Source organism: Paenibacillus arenilitoris (assembly GCF_014705655.1).
GTDB classification, from domain to species: domain Bacteria; phylum Bacillota; class Bacilli; order Paenibacillales; family Paenibacillaceae; genus Pristimantibacillus; species Pristimantibacillus arenilitoris.
This window is the reverse complement of the sequence record NZ_JACXIY010000013.1, coordinates 1-15,149: the sequence shown is the minus strand read 5'-3', so window position 1 is coordinate 15,149 and position 15,149 is coordinate 1. Positions and strand designations below refer to the sequence as shown.

Sequence of the window (15,149 nt, the reverse complement as noted above, 5' to 3'; positions counted from 1 at the left end):
CATTTCGGGCAGGATGTCTCGTCATCCATTCCTTTTTTTCCGCCCAGGCACGAAAAAAAGCAGCGCCGATGCGAGCCGTATTATGCTCCGCGCTGCCTGATCCGGTAACCGTCAAATGCTCCAGTGATGCCATTCCTCCTGCTTCTTGTCGAGCCCGCCGAGCCACTCCGACGTCACGCGGATCGCTTCCTCCTGATGCGTGCGGGACGAATACGTATGATTCGCCTGAAAAATAATTTCCTTGTCGCACAGCCCCTCGCTCCGGGTCCAGAACACCTTCTGGTAGAGGAAGCTGTAATCGACCGGAATAAGCTCGTCGCTCGTGCCGTGAACGAGCAGCACCTCGCCCCCGAATTTCGTCGCCGCCTGGAACGGCTGATGCTGCAGCAGCGAATCGAAGAAGACGGGCTGCAGCGTGTAGCCTTGGTGATCCGAGCTCCCGGTCGTAACGGCTTCGTCGTAGCTGCTTCGGCCGACGATGCGCACGATATCGTTGAACGGGTAAGCGACGGGCGACCAAAGCACGAGCCGCTTCGCCCTTCTGTCCTTCACCGCCGTCATGATCGCGACCGCTCCCCCGAGGCTGTGCCCGAGCAGGACGATCCGGCGGAGATCGACGCATTCCATGTCCGCTACGTAATCGATCGCCGTCCTCGTCTGATCGACCATCGAATCGAAGCCGAGCGCCCCGTAGTCGCCGCCGCTCTCGCCGCAGCCGCCGTAATCGAATCGCAGCACGTACGAGCCCTGCGCGGCGAGCGCCCGCGCCGTCTTGACGAACAGCCGGTCCACGCCGACCCGCGAGCCGATAAAGCCGTGGCAAATAACGATCGCCTGCTTTTTCTCCGAACCGTCACGGCTCCCGCCGTCCGTCGGGTAATGCAGCGTCGCCGCCAGCTCCAGTCCGTTATGCCGCAATGTCAATTGCTTCTCCATTCCGATGGCCTCCCTTGCCGCCTGATAAATATAATAATTCCTACCCGTATACTATGAATTTGAGTAAAGCCATGATACCATCGTTTCCAAGCGCCTGTCAATCACCTTCACGCAGAAAAAAAGGCCATTCCAAAGCATCTCGCTTCGAATGGCCATGGCCGAACGTTTCCTGATCGCTTTGCCTTACGACGCATCCCGCGCCCAGTCCGCCGGAAGCTTCGGAAGGCCGCGGATAATCATCTCCAGCGCCTCGTTCACACCCGCGGCCGCGATCGTTATCCGCTCCTGCTCATATTGCTCGGTCGCGTATTGGTAACGAGGGTCGTAATAATGGAGCAGCAGCAGCCTGGCCGCGTCCTCGAACCGGTCTTCCGCGAGCGAAGCCCGAATTTCGGCGGCAACGGGCGTATGAATCCGCTTCTCGATCCGCTCGAAGGAACGGACAAAATCCTCCTTATGCTCAGCGGGCTTATAATCTCCGACGATATTCGCCACTCTCGCTTCGATCGGCATTTCGACATACAAGGAAGTTCCCGCTTCCTTCGCCTTCATCAGAAATTCGGGCAGCACGATCTTGCCGATCCGCTTGCTCTCCGCTTCCAGGATGAGGTAAGGCGCGTCTTTCAAGCGGATGAGCTCGTGAACGAGCCGCGAATCGAACGTCTTCTGGTTGCTTGGCGAGAGGCCGATGTGGCCGAAGATCGATCCGCGGTGCTGGGCCATCCATTCCAGATCGAGTACCGGGTAGCCGCGTTCGCGCAGCCTGGCCAGCAGCTCCGTCTTGCCCGTGCCCGTGAAGCCGTTGACGACGTAGCAAGGCGGCAGCTCGGCGATGCCTTCGAGCGTCTCGACGACCCATCTCCGGTAAGCGCGGAAGCCGCCGGTCAAGCGGTACATTTTGTGCCCCATCAGCGAAGCGAGCGTCGCCGAAGTCCGGCTCCGCATGCCGCCGCGCCAGCAGAAGACGACCTTGCGGGGCGGGCCGCTCCCCGCGATCTCCCGAATGAAGCCCGGCAGCTTGCCCGATACGATCTCCAGCCCCCGCTCCTTGGCCGCCTCCACGCTTTCCTGCTTGTACAGCGTGCCGATCTCCGCCCTCTCCTTATCGTCGAAGAGCGGAATATTGACGCTGCCCGGAATGGTGGACTCCGCGTATTCGGACGGGGAGCGCACGTCGATCAGCTGCGCTTCCCCTTTGCGCCGAAGCTCGAGAAGTTCTTCTACGGTGATGTCTTGAAACATGCGGTCAGCAGCTCCTTTTCGATCTCTTCCTATACCGTTATGCGTATGTGGCCCGGATGCTCGTCCGTCGCCTCTCCGATCTGATGGGCGTCGACGCCTGCGGCGCGCAGCTCGCCTAACAGCGCATCGGCCTGCTTCGGCTCGACGGCGATCAGCAATCCTCCGGAAGTGACGGCGTCGCATAGAATCCATTGATCGATCTGATCCAGCTCTTCGGCGAACGTCACCGAGCCCTCCAGATGCGCGTAGTTGTTTTTCGTCCCGCCCGGCACGAAGCCCGCCTCCGCCAATTCGCGAACCCGCGGCAGCGTCGGAACGCTTCCTTTGGCGATGCGAATGCCGACGCCGCTTCCCTTGGCCATCTCCGACGCGTGGCCGAGCAGGCCGAAGCCGGTCACGTCCGTGCAGGCATGGACGTCATACGGCTCCATCGTCTCCGCCGCAGTCTTGTTCAGCATCGACATGACGCGGACGACCCGGTCGATCTCATCCTCGGCCAGCTGGTCCTTCTTGATGGACGTCGTCAATATGCCGACGCCGATCGGCTTCGTCAGAATAAGCTTATCCCCGGGCCTCGCCCCGGCATTGGTGCGGACCTTGTCCGGATGGACGAGACCGGTGACCGCGAGCCCGAACTTCGGCTCCTTGTCGTCGATCGAATGCCCGCCGACAAGCGTCGCGCCCGCTTCCTTCACCTTGTCCGCAGCGCCGCGCAATATGTCGGTCAGAATCTGCTTGTCCAGCGTATGAATCGGGAAGGCGACGATGTTCAGCACGGTGAGCGGCTTGCCGCCCATCGCGTAGATGTCGCTGATGGCATTGGCCGCGGCGACCTGCCCGAAGGCATACGGATCATCGACGATCGGCGTGAAAAAGTCGACCGTCTGCACGAGCGCCAGCTCATCGCTAAGCTTGTACACCCCGGCGTCGTCGCTCGTATCGAGTCCGACGAGCAGCTGCGGGTTCGGCTCCTGCGCCGGCAGATTGCGAAGCACCGCCGCCAGATCGGCCGGGCCGATTTTGCAGCCGCAGCCTCCTTTGCTCGATAAGCTGGTCAATTTTATTTTATCGCTTTGGGACATCTCTATCGCTCCTCGCTCGTTTAGTGTGCGCCATCTTCATCGTCCGGCGGATAGATGCGGCGCAGCGCCGCGTCCGTCAGCTGCTTCGGCGCGCCGTTGAACACGACGCGGCCGGCGGACAGTCCGATGATCCGCGACGCGTAAGCGCGGGCCGCCGCCACGTCGTGCAAGTTGAGCATGACGGTAACCCCATGCCGCCGGTGCAGACCGGCAATAAACCCCATGACCCGCTCCGCGGTCACGGCGTCGAGGCTCGAGATCGGCTCGTCACCGAGCAGCAGCTTCGGCCGCTGCATGAGGACGCGGGCGATCGCGACGCGCTGCTTCTGCCCGCCGCTCAGCTCTTCGACCCGGCGCCTCGCGTACTCCTCAAGCCCGACCTCCCGCAATGCCGCAAGGGCGCGCTGCCGGTCCTCCGCGGAGAACGCGCCGAGCAGCGGACGCCAGAGCGGCATGCCGGCAAAGCCCCCCGCCATGACGTTCGTCCAAGCCGACAGCCTCGTAAGCAGCTGAAAATGCTGGAAGACCATGCCGATCTCGCCCCGGATGCAGCGCAGCTGCCTTGCGTTCATGCCCGTAACGGAGCGGCCGTTCCATACGACCTCGCCCTCGTCCGCCTCGACGAGCCGGTTGATGCACCGGATCAGCGTGGATTTGCCCGCGCCGCTCCGCCCGAGTACGACGACGAATTCGCCGGGCCCGATGCGCAGATCGACGCGTTCCAGCGCAGGCTTCTTCTCGCCTGCGTACGTTTTGCTTATTCCTCTAAGCTCAAGCAGCTTACTTCACCCGCTTTCGGATCAGCGCGCCCGCGTAATCGACCGCGGTGACCAGAACCATAATAAGCAGCACCTCGAACGTCACTTTCTGATACATGAACTGCTTGAAATCATTATACAGCATTTGGCCGAGGCCGCCCGCGCCGACGATGCCGAGGATCAGCGTCGTGCGGATCGCCACCTCCAGCCGGTAAAAATAATGGGAAAGCGCAAGCGGGAGCATCTGCGGAATAATGCCGTACAGCGCCACGAGCAGCCTCGTTCCGCCCATCGCCTTGACGGCCTCCTGCGGCCCGTCGTCCGCCGCTTCGATCGTCTCGGACAGCAGCTTGCCGAACACGCCGATATTATGGATGATTAAGGCCATGACCGCCGGCATCGGGCCGAGTCCGAGCGTCGGAATGAAGACGAGCGCCAGGACGAGCTCCGGAATCGACCGGATGAGATTAAACCCGAACCGGGTCGCATCGTACAGCCAGCGATAAGGCGCCCAGTTCCGGGCGGCCAGGAAGCTGAGCGGAAAAGCGATCGCAAGCGCGGCCAGCGTGCTGAATACCGCGATCTGCAGCGTATCGGCCATCGCTCGCAGCGCGGTTTTCCAATCGGCCAAGTCGGCCGGAAACCAGTGCTCGGCGACGAACGCGAACGTATTGCCGAGGTCGCCGAACGCTCCCGCCGAGAAGCCGATCCCGGCGCCCGACCATACGAGCAGGGCGACAACGGCTGCCGCGGCAGCTATCCTCCTCACGCTTACTCCCGCGGTTTGATGCGCCCGTCGGCAATCGCAGCCTGCCTGATCGACGCATAGTCGTCATTGCCGGCCTCGGTGAAACCGCTGGCGCCGCCGAACGCGCTCAGAATGTCCTCGTCCGTAATCGAGAGCATCGTCTCGCGGATGGTCGCGATGTCCTCCTCGGACATGCTGCCGACGACGGCCCACGGATACTGGAACAGCTCCTCGGATTGCCAGACGATTTTGAATTTCTCCCCGTCGATCTTCCCCTGCTTCGCGAGGTTGTTGAAATAAGCGCTGTCGATCGCCCCGACGTCCTGCATCCCGTTCTGGATCGCGAGCGCCGTCGCCGTATGGTCGCCGGTATAAGTCACGCTTTTGAAATCATGCTCCTGCTGGGATTTGAACACGCCGGCGTCCTTGAGCGCAATCCCCGGAATGAGACTGCCCGATGTCGAGCTGATGTCACCGAACGCGAACCTTATATCCTTTGCGTGCGCCACGACGTCGTCGAGAGACGCGTATGGGGTATCGGCCGGAGCGATCAGGTAGGAATAATAATAGGGCTTGCCCTCGATCAGCTGCGTCACGATCGCTTCGACGTCGTACCGCTCATGTGCCTCGACGTAAGTGAGCGGTCCCAGATAGGACATCTGCACCTTTCCCGCGCCCATCGCTTCGACGACGCCGTTGTAATCCGGATAAATTTCCGCGCGCACGCCGTAGCCGAGCTTCTCCGCCAGCCGCTCCGCGAGCTTGTCCGCCCCGAGCTTCATCTGATTGCTGCCCTGCGCCGGAATGACGCCGATCAAGAACTCCTTCGGCTTGCCGCCTTCTTCCCCGGCTTCGCCGGCCGGCTTCCCGCAGGAAGCCATCATCAGGCAAGAGACCAGAAGACATGTTAATACCAAAAAAAATTTTTGTTTTCGGAACATCTCTTCACTCTCCTCCATTTTCATAATCGTGTCCCAATTATTGAGATTAGCACAATTTTTGTCGAAACAGAACCGCTTTAATTGAAGCGTGCGCCAAAAAGGCGGCGCCGCCGGGCTGCCGCTCGCTTCGATAATTTCCTTGTCTTCATGGAATAATAAGAACGGGAAAATTCCGTATGGGAGGTGCGTTTGGCGATGCCTTTATGGATCGAATGGCTAAGCGAGCATTGGCTGTCTTTCCTCATTATCCTCGGCGCGGTGATCGCGATCATTTACGTCGTGGCGAGGCGGAAATTGCTTTTTTACAAAGAATGACGGCTGGGCGCCGCTTCGCTTACGCCTCGTGCATAAGCGGCACCCGAACCGTCACGATCGTCCCGGCTCCGCGTTCGCTGTCGACGGTAAGCCGTCCGCCGTGGAGCTCGATGATTTCCTTGCAGATGGCCAGCCCCAGGCCGGAACCGCCTTGACCCGTAATCGCCTTGTAAAACTTCTCGGTCACATGGGGCAGATGCTCTTCGCCGATGCCGCAGCCGGTATCCGACACCGTCAGCATCGCCTCGTCCTTCTCCGACGAGGTGGCGACCCGAATCGTGCCGCCCGCCGGCGTGAATTTGAACGCGTTGTCGATCAGATTGATCATGACCTGCTTCAGCCGGTTGGCGTCGCCTCGGACGACGATCGGCCCTTTGCCGTACGCGGCCAGCAGCCTCACCTTCGTCTGCTCTTCCCGCACGGTCAGCTGGCTCACCGTCTCCCGCACCGGACCGTTGAAGTCGAGCACCTCGGTGCTCAGCTCCATCGCCCGCGCAGACAGCTTCGAGAAATCGAGCAAATCCTCCACCAGCCCCGTCAGCCGCTCCGTCTCCTTGCCGATGATCGACAAGCCGAGCTTGACCTCTTCGTCGTCCTCCCCGGGCTTGCTTTCCTTCAGCGTCTCGCTCCAGCCCTTGATCGACGTCAGCGGGGTGCGGAGCTCATGGGAGATCGACGATATAAAATCGTTCTTCAGCTTCTCCCGCTTGCTCAGCTCCATGGCCAATGTATTGAACGTTTCGGCCAATTGCCCGATCTCGTCGTCGCTCTTCTGCAGCGCCCGCTTCGTCCAATCGCCGCCCGCCATATAGCGCGCGGCCCGCGTCAGCTCGCGGATCGGCCGCACGATCCGCTGCGCGAGGAACAGGCTGAGGCCGAGGAAGAGCAGCACGACGCCGATGCCGACGGCAGCCGCCATCCGGATGAGCAGGCTGACCATCGCGTCCACCTGCGCCAGCGAAGCCGAGTAGCGCAGCATCGATACGACGCGCGTCTCGTTCCAGAGCGGAATCGTCACGGACATGACGCGCTCCCCGAAGTAGGGATCGACGCCCCGCCAGCTTCCCGTCGCGCCGGCGATCGCCGCCCGCACGTCGGCGGTCTCGTACCGGATATCGGGAGCGAAGCCGTCCGAATCGATCCGGACGCGGCCGGTACTGTCCAGCAGCTGCAGGCGCGTGCCGCCTTCCACCATGTACTGCAGCATATAATCCGCCTGGTCCTGCACCGTGAGCGAGGACAGCGAGCGGGCATGAAGGTTGAGCGCAGACTCCGCACGCTGCTTGACCGAGCTCTGCGCGCTTCCGTAATAATAATTCCACATCAAGGCCGCGAATACGCCGCCCAGCACGCCGACGACAAGGACGATGAGGAGCAGGTAGCTCCACACCATTCTCGTTTGCACGCTTTTCATTCGCCCAAGCCCCGTTTCCAGCGGTAGCCGTAGCCCCATACCGTTTCGATGTACATCGGGTCCGACGGGTTCTTCTCGATCTTCTGGCGGATCCGGCGAATGTTCACGTCCACGACCTTCAAATCGCCTACGTAATAGCGTCCCCAAATCTCCGTCAAAATATGGTCGCGGCTGACGCTTTCGCCGACATGCTCCATGAGCAGCCTTACGAGCGCCCACTCGGTCGGCGTCAGGACGACTTCGCTCTCGTCCTTCCACAGCTTCCTCTCGCCGATCGACAGGCGGAACGGCTTCACAAGCAGCACCTGATGCGCGGCGAAGAAGGAAGCCGACGCCTGCTGCTTATGCGCCTCGATCTGCGCGGCGGCGACCGCCTCCGCCCGCGCCGCTTCGCCGGCCGCCGCCTCCTCCCGCCGCGCTCCCGCGGCGGCGGGCTCCGGCTGCATCCGCCGGTAGAGCGACTTGATGCGCGCGATCAGCTCGCCGGGACTGAACGGCTTCTGCACGTAGTCGTCCGCGCCGAGCTCGAGCCCGCGTATTTTGTCTTCCTCCTGCGACTTCGCCGTAAGCATGATGATGCCCATGCGCGGGTATCGCTTCCGCAGCTCCTCGCACACCTCGAAGCCGCTGATCGTCGGCAGCATGACGTCGAGCAGCGCGATGTCGATCGGGCCCTGCGTCTTAGCGAAGGCGAGCGCGTCCTCGCCGTTCTCCGCTTCGATCACTTCCATCCCGTTTCGCTTCAGGTTGATGCGGACGAAGCCGCGAATGGACTCCTCGTCCTCCAACAATAATATTCGCATAGGTCACCGCCGCTTCTTAATCACTGGAAATCGCTCCGAATCGTCAAGGAGGAGGCGAACCGCTTCCCCTCCGCCGCCATATCGGCGAACGCTTGCCTATCCTCGGCAAGCCACCCGGCCGGCGCTTCCTTCGCGAACGAAATCGCGAAGACGTTCCCGCTGTCCGTAAGGAGCTGCTCATAGGAGCGGGAGCTCTGCTTCCATGAAGCGAGCACATTCTCCCACTGCTTCTCCGGCACGGCGTACAACGTAGCCAGCCCGGCCTTGGCGCCGGTTCTTCTGTTCATATATTCCGCCTCGACGATCGCGTAAGCTTCGTCCTTGGGCTTGTTCAAGGTGTAGCGCCCGAACCACGGCTCGGGAATGCGCAGCCGGACGCCGTAGCGGTAATCGCTGAACTCTTCCGTTTTTTTCGTAAAGCCTTCCCGGCCGTCCCACTGCATCCAATCGTTGATCCAGATGGAATCCGAATAAGGGACGTTCGGATATCCCGAAGCCTCCCTTGTCCACTGCATCTCCAATATGCCGTCCCCGTTCATGTCCCTGCTCATCGTCGGCTTGCCGCTGATCCCGCCTTGCCCCTCGCCCGGACTCGGATAGACAAGCCTTAGTCTGCCCTTCTCCCACGCATACATAGCCGTATACGTGCCGTGCGCCCCGACGGAAGCCTCGAGAATGATGCCGTAATGCCTCGGCGAGACCTTCCCCATGATGAGCCGGTCATAGGCATTGACGTCGCTGAAAACCTCCGTGGCGGCAATCGGCTCGAGGCCGCCGTTCTTCCAGTTGTACAGCGACAGCCGAAACTCGGGAACGGAGACCTCCTTGCTTGTCCCCGTCTCGCTGATGACCGCGAGCTCCGGCTTGCCGTCGTCGTTCAGATCGCCCGTCTCCGCATACGAATACGGCAGCGATTCCAGCGGCCGGAGCGTAAGCTTGCCCGCTTCGTTGCGGACCGGCTTCGAGCGGAACGAATAGATCTCCAGCACGTTCGGGCTGTCGAAGCCGCCGATCCAGCCGGCGATCAGCTCCGGGCGGCCGTCCGCGTCCAAGTCCTCGAACTTGAGCCAGGCGATTTGCCTGGCGAGCGGCTGCTGCAAGAGCACCCATGACCGCCAGGCGGACGCCGTATATTTGAACGCCATAATCTCGGGCGTGCTGTATTCATTGTAATAGGTCACGATCGCTTCCTCCGTGCCGTCCCCGTCCACGTCCACGAGCCGGATCGCTTCCGTATGCTCCTCGCGGAGCGGCAGCGTCAGCTTGCTGTAGGCGGGCAGCGTCTTCTCGACCGCCGTCACGATCGCCTGCTTGCCCGGCGAGATGGACGGCTTCTGCAGAAGGTCCGCCGGAGCGGCCGTATACCGGCAGCCCGTCGCGAGGAGCAGGAACGCGAGGACGGCGCCGAGCCCGATGCCCGGCCGCGGCCCGCGGCCGCTTCCGCGCTTGCCGTCTGCCATGGTTGCTTCGTCCAACTTTACCGGCTCCCTCCCGTCTCCTTAGGTTTCGGTCGTTCAAGCGACCCGGTCGGCCGTTACGAACGTATAGCCCATCTCCGCCAAATCGTCGATGATTCCCGGGAGCGCCTCGACCGTATGCTTAATATTTTTGCCTCCGAAGGAATGCATCAATATTATACCACCGGGCTCCGTTTCTTTACGAATCATTTCGCGCATGTCCGCAGGCGACGTGCCCGCCCAGTCGCGCGTATCGACGCTCCAGCCGATCAGCTCGCGCTTGTTCGCCTTCAGCACGTTTTTGAGCGTATCGGATACGGCGCCGTAAGGAGCGCGGAACAAGGTTGGCGTAAAGCCGAGCGCGTCTTCGATGACCGCGTCCGAAGTGGACATTTCTTCGAGAATTTGCTGCTTGTTCAGCTTGGACAGATCTTTATGATTATACGAATGATTGCCGACGGCATGGCCTTCGTCTGCGATCCGCTTCAGCACGTCCGGATTCTTCTTCACCTGCTGCCCGACGACGAAGAAGGTGGCCGTAACGCCCTTTTCCTTCAAAATATCCAGAATGGCCGTCGTATAGTTCTTGTCCGGCCCGTCGTCGAACGTTAGCGCGACGAGCTTCTCCCCATCTTGTTCGCCGGCCGGCGGCTCCTGCGGATTCGCCGGTTCGTCCGGCTTGCCGTTCGCATCCGGCCGGTCGGCATCGTCCGGTTCTCCGGCCTGACCGGGCTTATCCGCGCCGTCCGGCCCGGTCGCTTGACTCGAATCGTCCTGCGATCCCGTCTGGCCCGTGCCGTCCGGCGTATGGTCCGTATCCGACTGCTCATCCGGCCGATCCGGACGGTCCTCCGGCAGGCTTACGTCCGGCCCGCCGTCTTGCTCGCCCGGCGGCACACCGTTCCCTTCGCCGTCATTCGGCGCGGGCTCCCAATCCCCGTGCGTAATGCCGCCTTCATTTGGCCCTTCCTCATTGCCGATGACGACAAGATCGCCGTCGCTTTCGGCGCCTCCCGCCGTCAACGGCCCCTTGCTGCCCACCGGGCCGTTCCCGCTTTGCATGAGCGCGGATAAGCCAAAGGAACCGTCCATCGCGCATCCGCCAATCCATACCATTACCGCTGCCAAAATGACCAATACCAACAAACCGCGACGACGACGCTTCCTTGCTTTCCTCATTTCGCTCACCTTCTATTCCTCGCTGATAGATTTATATTAAGGGAATGGAAGGTTAAGAGAGTTACAAATTAGTAACATGGTTCGAGCCGTTGCGACAAAAAAAAGAAGCCATCCGGACAACGCCTCTTAAGCGTTGCCGGATGGCCTATTCAGCGCGGGACGATGCCGCGATTTCGCCGAACGCGCGCCGTTAACGGAGCGCCTTCGCCGCGATGTCGGTACGGTTCTGCTTGCCCTCGAACTCGATGACGCCGACCGCCTCGTAGGCCCGCGCCCGCGCCTCCGCGATGTCGCGTCCGCGCCCGACGATGCCGAGCACGCGTCCGCCGCTCGTTACGAATTCGCCGTCCTTCTCGGCCGTGCCGGCGTGGAAGACGAGCGCGCCCTGCGCCTCGGCTTCGGCCAGGCCCTTGATGACGCGGCCCTTCGGGTAGGAAGCCGGATAGCCTTCCGACGCGACGACGACGCATACCGCCGCCTCGTCGCTCCACTGGATGTCGAGCTGGTCGAGTCTGCCGTTAAGCGAAGCGAGCACGATGTCGATCAAGTCGGTCTGCAGGCGCGGCAGCACGACCTGCGTCTCCGGATCGCCCATGCGCGCGTTGAATTCGATCGTCTTCGGGCCGTCCTTCGTAATCATGAGGCCCGCGAACAATACGCCGCGGAACGGGCGTCCTTCGCTGACCATCGCTTTCGCGGTCGGAATGATGATGTTTTGGATGGAATCATCGATAATGGCCTGATCGATATGCGGCAGCGGGGAGTAGGTGCCCATGCCGCCCGTGTTCGGGCCTTTGTCGCCGTCGAAGATCGGCTTATGATCCTGCGCCGGCGACATCGGCCGCACCGTCTCGCCGTCCACGAACGCGAGAATCGACATTTCCTGTCCCTCGAGGTACTCCTCGATGACGATCTGGTTGCCCGCTTCGCCGAACACTTTGTCGACCATCGCTTCGCGCAGCGCCTTCTCCGCTTCCTCGAGCGTCGCCGCCACGGTTACGCCTTTGCCTGCGGCGAGGCCGTCCGCCTTGATGACGATCGGCGCCGACTGCTCGCGCAAATAAGCGGCGGCCGCTTCGTAATCGGTGAACGTCTCGTACTTCGCCGTAGGGATATTGTACTTTTTCAGCAAATTTTTCATAAAAATTTTGCTGCCTTCGATTTCCGCCGCGCTTTTGCGCGGGCCGTACGTTTGAATGCCGGCCGCTTCGAACGCGTCGACGATACCGTCGGCGAGCGGATCGTCCGGACCGACGAAGACGAGGTCGACCGCCGCGTCCTTCGCGAAGCGGATCAGCTCGTCGAACTGATTGACCGCGATCGGCACGCATTCCGCAAGCTGCGCGATCCCGGCGTTGCCCGGCGCGCAGAATACTTCCTTGACCTTCTCGCTTTTTTTCAGCGCCCAGACGATCGCATGCTCCCGTCCGCCGCCGCCAATAACTAAAATGCGCATAAATGCCAACCTCCCACGTTACTTGGTCTAGCTTGTTTGTTCCGTTCGTCCGCGTCGCGAATGAGGCGAGACTCACTGTTTATGAGGTAAACCTCACTCTTTTCATCCTGTGCTTCGGACTTGACAGAATTAGTGAGGCAAAACTCATTAGCCATGAAGCTACCTTCACGGGGAGTGAGGTTTACCTCACTAATTGCCCCGAATGAAGAATACTGCCGCATAGTAATGAGATTTGCATCACTAATTAGTGAGCATCCCTCATTACGTTCCTAGCACAACGCTGGGCCGCTTTCCATACTCACCTGACGCCCTGTGCCCCGATGCACCTGATTCACCTTACACATCTGACGTCACTGTGCAACTGGTGCACCTATGCACCAGACGCCCCCGTGCACCTGATGCACTTAATGCCCCTGTGTACCTGTTCACTTGATGCACCTGATGCTCCTGCTTCACTTTACGCACCTGACACACCTGATTCACCTTACACATCTGACGTCACTGTGCAACTGGTGCACCTAAGCACCAGAGGCCCAGTGCACCTGATGCACCTAAGCACCAGACGCCCAGTGCACCTGATGCACTTAATGCCCCTGTGCACCTGAGCACCTGACTCACCAGACGCCGCACGCCGCTCCTATCCTTCCGAACCGGATACGGCTACGGCCATCTACCTGCTAGTGCTTGAAGTGGCGAACGCCCGTGAACACCATCGCGATGTTGTTCGCGTTCGCTGCCGCGATCGACTCCTCGTCCTTGATCGAGCCGCCCGGCTGAATAATCGCCGTAATGCCGGCTTTGGCCGCAAGCTCGACGGTATCTCCCATCGGGAAAAACGCATCGGACGCAAGCGCTGCGCCTTGCGCCTTCTCGCCCGCTTGCTCGATCGCGATGCGCGCCGCGCCGACGCGGTTCATTTGGCCCGCGCCCACGCCGACCGTCATGTCGTCCTTCGCGAGAAGGATCGCGTTCGACTTCACGTGCTTCACGACCTTCCAGCCGAACAGAAGCTGCTTCAGCTCTTCCGCCGTCGGCTTGCGGTCCGTAACGAACTGCAGATCCGCTTCGGCCAGGCTGTGCACGTCGCTTTCCTGGATGAGCATGCCGCCGTCTACCGAGGTCACGACCCACTCCGGCTTGCGCTCGGCGGCCGCGGACAGCTCGCCCAGCTTGAGGAGGCGGATGTTTTTCTTCTTCATCAAAATATCAAGCGCCTCCGGCGTGTAATCCGGCGCAATAATGATCTCGAGGAAAATGCTGCCGAGCAGCTCGGCCGTATCCGTGCCGATCGTCCGGTTCGCCGCCACGATGCCGCCGAAGATGGACGTCGGGTCGGCTTCGTACGCTTTTTGATAAGCCTCGTGAATGGTCGCGCCGATGCCTACGCCGCAAGGGTTCATATGCTTGACGGCAACGACAGCGGGCTCGTCGAATTCTTTGAGAATGGCCAGCGCGGCGTTCGCGTCGTTGATGTTGTTGTAGGACAGCTCCTTGCCGTGAAGCTGCTCGGCCGTCGTCACGTTGCCCGCCGCGGCAAGCGGCTTGCTGTAGAAAGCGGCCTTCTGGTGCGGGTTCTCGCCGTAACGAAGGTCCTGCACCTTCTCGTAAGTGACGGTATACGTCTCGGGAAGCGGCTCGCCCATCTGCTTCGAGAGGTAGTCCGAGATGAGGGAGTCGTACGCCGCCGTGTGGCGGAATACTTTGGCCGCCAGGCGCTTGCGCGTTTCTAGCGTCGTGTCGCCCTGCGCCTTCACTTCGCCAAGAATCGCGCCGTAGTCGCCGGCATCGACGACAACCGTAACGAATGCGTGGTTTTTGGCAGCCGAGCGCAGCATCGTCGGACCGCCGATATCGATGTTTTCGATCGCGTCCTCGTACGTGACGTCCGGCTTCGCGATCGTTTCCTTGAACGGATACAGGTTCACGACGACGAGGTCGATGTAATCCAGCCCAAGCTCCTTCATCGCTTTCTGATGCTCTTCGTCGTCGCGCACCGCAAGCAAGCCGCAATGTACGGCAGGGTGCAGCGTCTTCACGCGGCCATCCAATATTTCCGGAAACCCCGTCACGTCGGAAATGCCGATGACCGGCACGCCTTCCTTCTGCAGCAGGCTAAACGTTCCGCCCGTCGAAATGATTTGCACGCCCTGATTCGCCAGTTCGCGGGAGAACTCCACGATTCCCGTCTTATCGGATACACTGATTAACGCTCTCCGTATAGCCACACAAATACCCTCCTCATCGTTTTGACCCATTGCTATTTATCAAAAAAGGGAAGCTTCCCTTGCTTTGCGTATTACCTCGCCGCTCCGGCTCCCGGGACTATCAGGTCTACTTTCTAGACCTGATCTGTCCAAACCAGCCTAAGTTTGCGCATCAGAGCTAATTTCTAGCTCTGATTTGTCCGTCAGCCGCCGTATGAGCCCAGTTCCGCCGCTTCCGGGGCCATCAGGTCTACTTTCTAGACCTGATCCGCCCAAACCAGCCTAAGTTTGCGCATCAGAGCTAATTTCTAGCTCTGATTTGTCCGCCAGCCGCCGTATGCGCCCAGTTCCGCCGCTTCCGGGGCCATCAGGTCTACTTTCTAGACCTGATCTGTCCAAACCAGCCTAAGTTTGCGCATCAGAGCTAATTTCTAGCTCTGATTTGTCCGCCAGCCGCCGTATGCGCCCAGTTCCGCCGCTTCCGGGGCCATCAGGTCTACTTTCTAGACCTGATCTGTCCAAACCAGGCTAAGTTTGCGCATCAGAGCTAATTTCTAGCTCTGATTTGTCCGCCAGCCGCCGTATGCGCCCAGTTCCGCCGCTTCCGGGGCCAT

At 60.8% G+C, this 15,149-nt stretch carries 12 protein-coding genes; all 12 read right to left on the bottom strand.

Going from position 1 to position 15,149, the window contains the following annotated elements:
• Positions 1 to 111: 111 nt before the first annotated feature.
• Positions 112 to 936 (bottom strand): alpha/beta hydrolase, encoded by an 825-nt coding sequence (locus IDH41_RS10135; protein ID WP_190860654.1) that lies wholly within the window; start codon positions 934 to 936, stop codon positions 112 to 114.
• 183 nt (positions 937 to 1,119) lie between these two features.
• Positions 1,120 to 2,178 (bottom strand): tRNA 2-selenouridine(34) synthase MnmH, encoded by a 1,059-nt coding sequence (gene mnmH, locus IDH41_RS10130; RefSeq protein WP_190860652.1) that lies wholly within the window; start codon positions 2,176 to 2,178, stop codon positions 1,120 to 1,122.
• Positions 2,179 to 2,207: 29 nt separating this feature from the next.
• Entirely contained in the window at positions 2,208 to 3,260 is a 1,053-nt protein-coding gene (gene selD, locus IDH41_RS10125; protein ID WP_190860650.1) for a selenide, water dikinase SelD, read from the bottom strand.
• A 20-nt stretch (positions 3,261 to 3,280) separates the two neighbouring features.
• Positions 3,281 to 4,039 carry a phosphonate ABC transporter ATP-binding protein gene (gene phnC, locus IDH41_RS10120; RefSeq protein ID WP_190861061.1) on the bottom strand — a complete coding sequence of 253 codons (759 nt, stop codon included), beginning with the start codon at positions 4,037 to 4,039 and terminating at the stop codon, positions 3,281 to 3,283.
• A 1-nt stretch (position 4,040) separates the two neighbouring features.
• Positions 4,041 to 4,787: a phosphonate ABC transporter, permease protein PhnE gene (gene phnE, locus IDH41_RS10115; RefSeq protein WP_190860648.1), complete on the bottom strand. Its 747-nt coding sequence runs from the start codon at positions 4,785 to 4,787 to the stop codon at positions 4,041 to 4,043.
• Positions 4,788 to 4,789: 2 nt separating this feature from the next.
• Positions 4,790 to 5,707 carry a phosphate/phosphite/phosphonate ABC transporter substrate-binding protein gene (gene phnD / locus IDH41_RS10110; protein WP_190860646.1) on the bottom strand — a complete coding sequence of 306 codons (918 nt, stop codon included), beginning with the start codon at positions 5,705 to 5,707 and terminating at the stop codon, positions 4,790 to 4,792.
• A 334-nt stretch (positions 5,708 to 6,041) separates the two neighbouring features.
• Entirely contained in the window at positions 6,042 to 7,436 is a 1,395-nt protein-coding gene (locus tag IDH41_RS10105; RefSeq protein ID WP_190860644.1) for a HAMP domain-containing sensor histidine kinase, read from the bottom strand.
• Entirely contained in the window at positions 7,433 to 8,239 is an 807-nt protein-coding gene (locus IDH41_RS10100) for a response regulator transcription factor (protein WP_190860643.1), read from the bottom strand. The genes IDH41_RS10105 and IDH41_RS10100 overlap by 4 nt, the downstream gene beginning before the upstream one ends.
• 20 nt (positions 8,240 to 8,259) lie before the next feature.
• Positions 8,260 to 9,714: an FG-GAP repeat domain-containing protein gene (locus tag IDH41_RS10095; RefSeq protein WP_190860641.1), complete on the bottom strand. Its 1,455-nt coding sequence runs from the start codon at positions 9,712 to 9,714 to the stop codon at positions 8,260 to 8,262.
• A 39-nt stretch (positions 9,715 to 9,753) separates the two neighbouring features.
• Positions 9,754 to 10,875, bottom strand: coding sequence for a polysaccharide deacetylase family protein (locus tag IDH41_RS10090; RefSeq protein ID WP_190860639.1), 1,122 nt, complete (start codon positions 10,873 to 10,875; stop codon positions 9,754 to 9,756).
• Positions 10,876 to 11,065: 190 nt separating this feature from the next.
• Positions 11,066 to 12,331, bottom strand: coding sequence for a phosphoribosylamine--glycine ligase (purD, locus tag IDH41_RS10085; protein WP_190860637.1), 1,266 nt, complete (start codon positions 12,329 to 12,331; stop codon positions 11,066 to 11,068).
• A 677-nt stretch (positions 12,332 to 13,008) separates the two neighbouring features.
• Positions 13,009 to 14,556 (bottom strand): bifunctional phosphoribosylaminoimidazolecarboxamide formyltransferase/IMP cyclohydrolase, encoded by a 1,548-nt coding sequence (purH, locus tag IDH41_RS10080; RefSeq protein WP_190860635.1) that lies wholly within the window; start codon positions 14,554 to 14,556, stop codon positions 13,009 to 13,011.
• Positions 14,557 to 15,149: the final 593 nt, after the last annotated feature.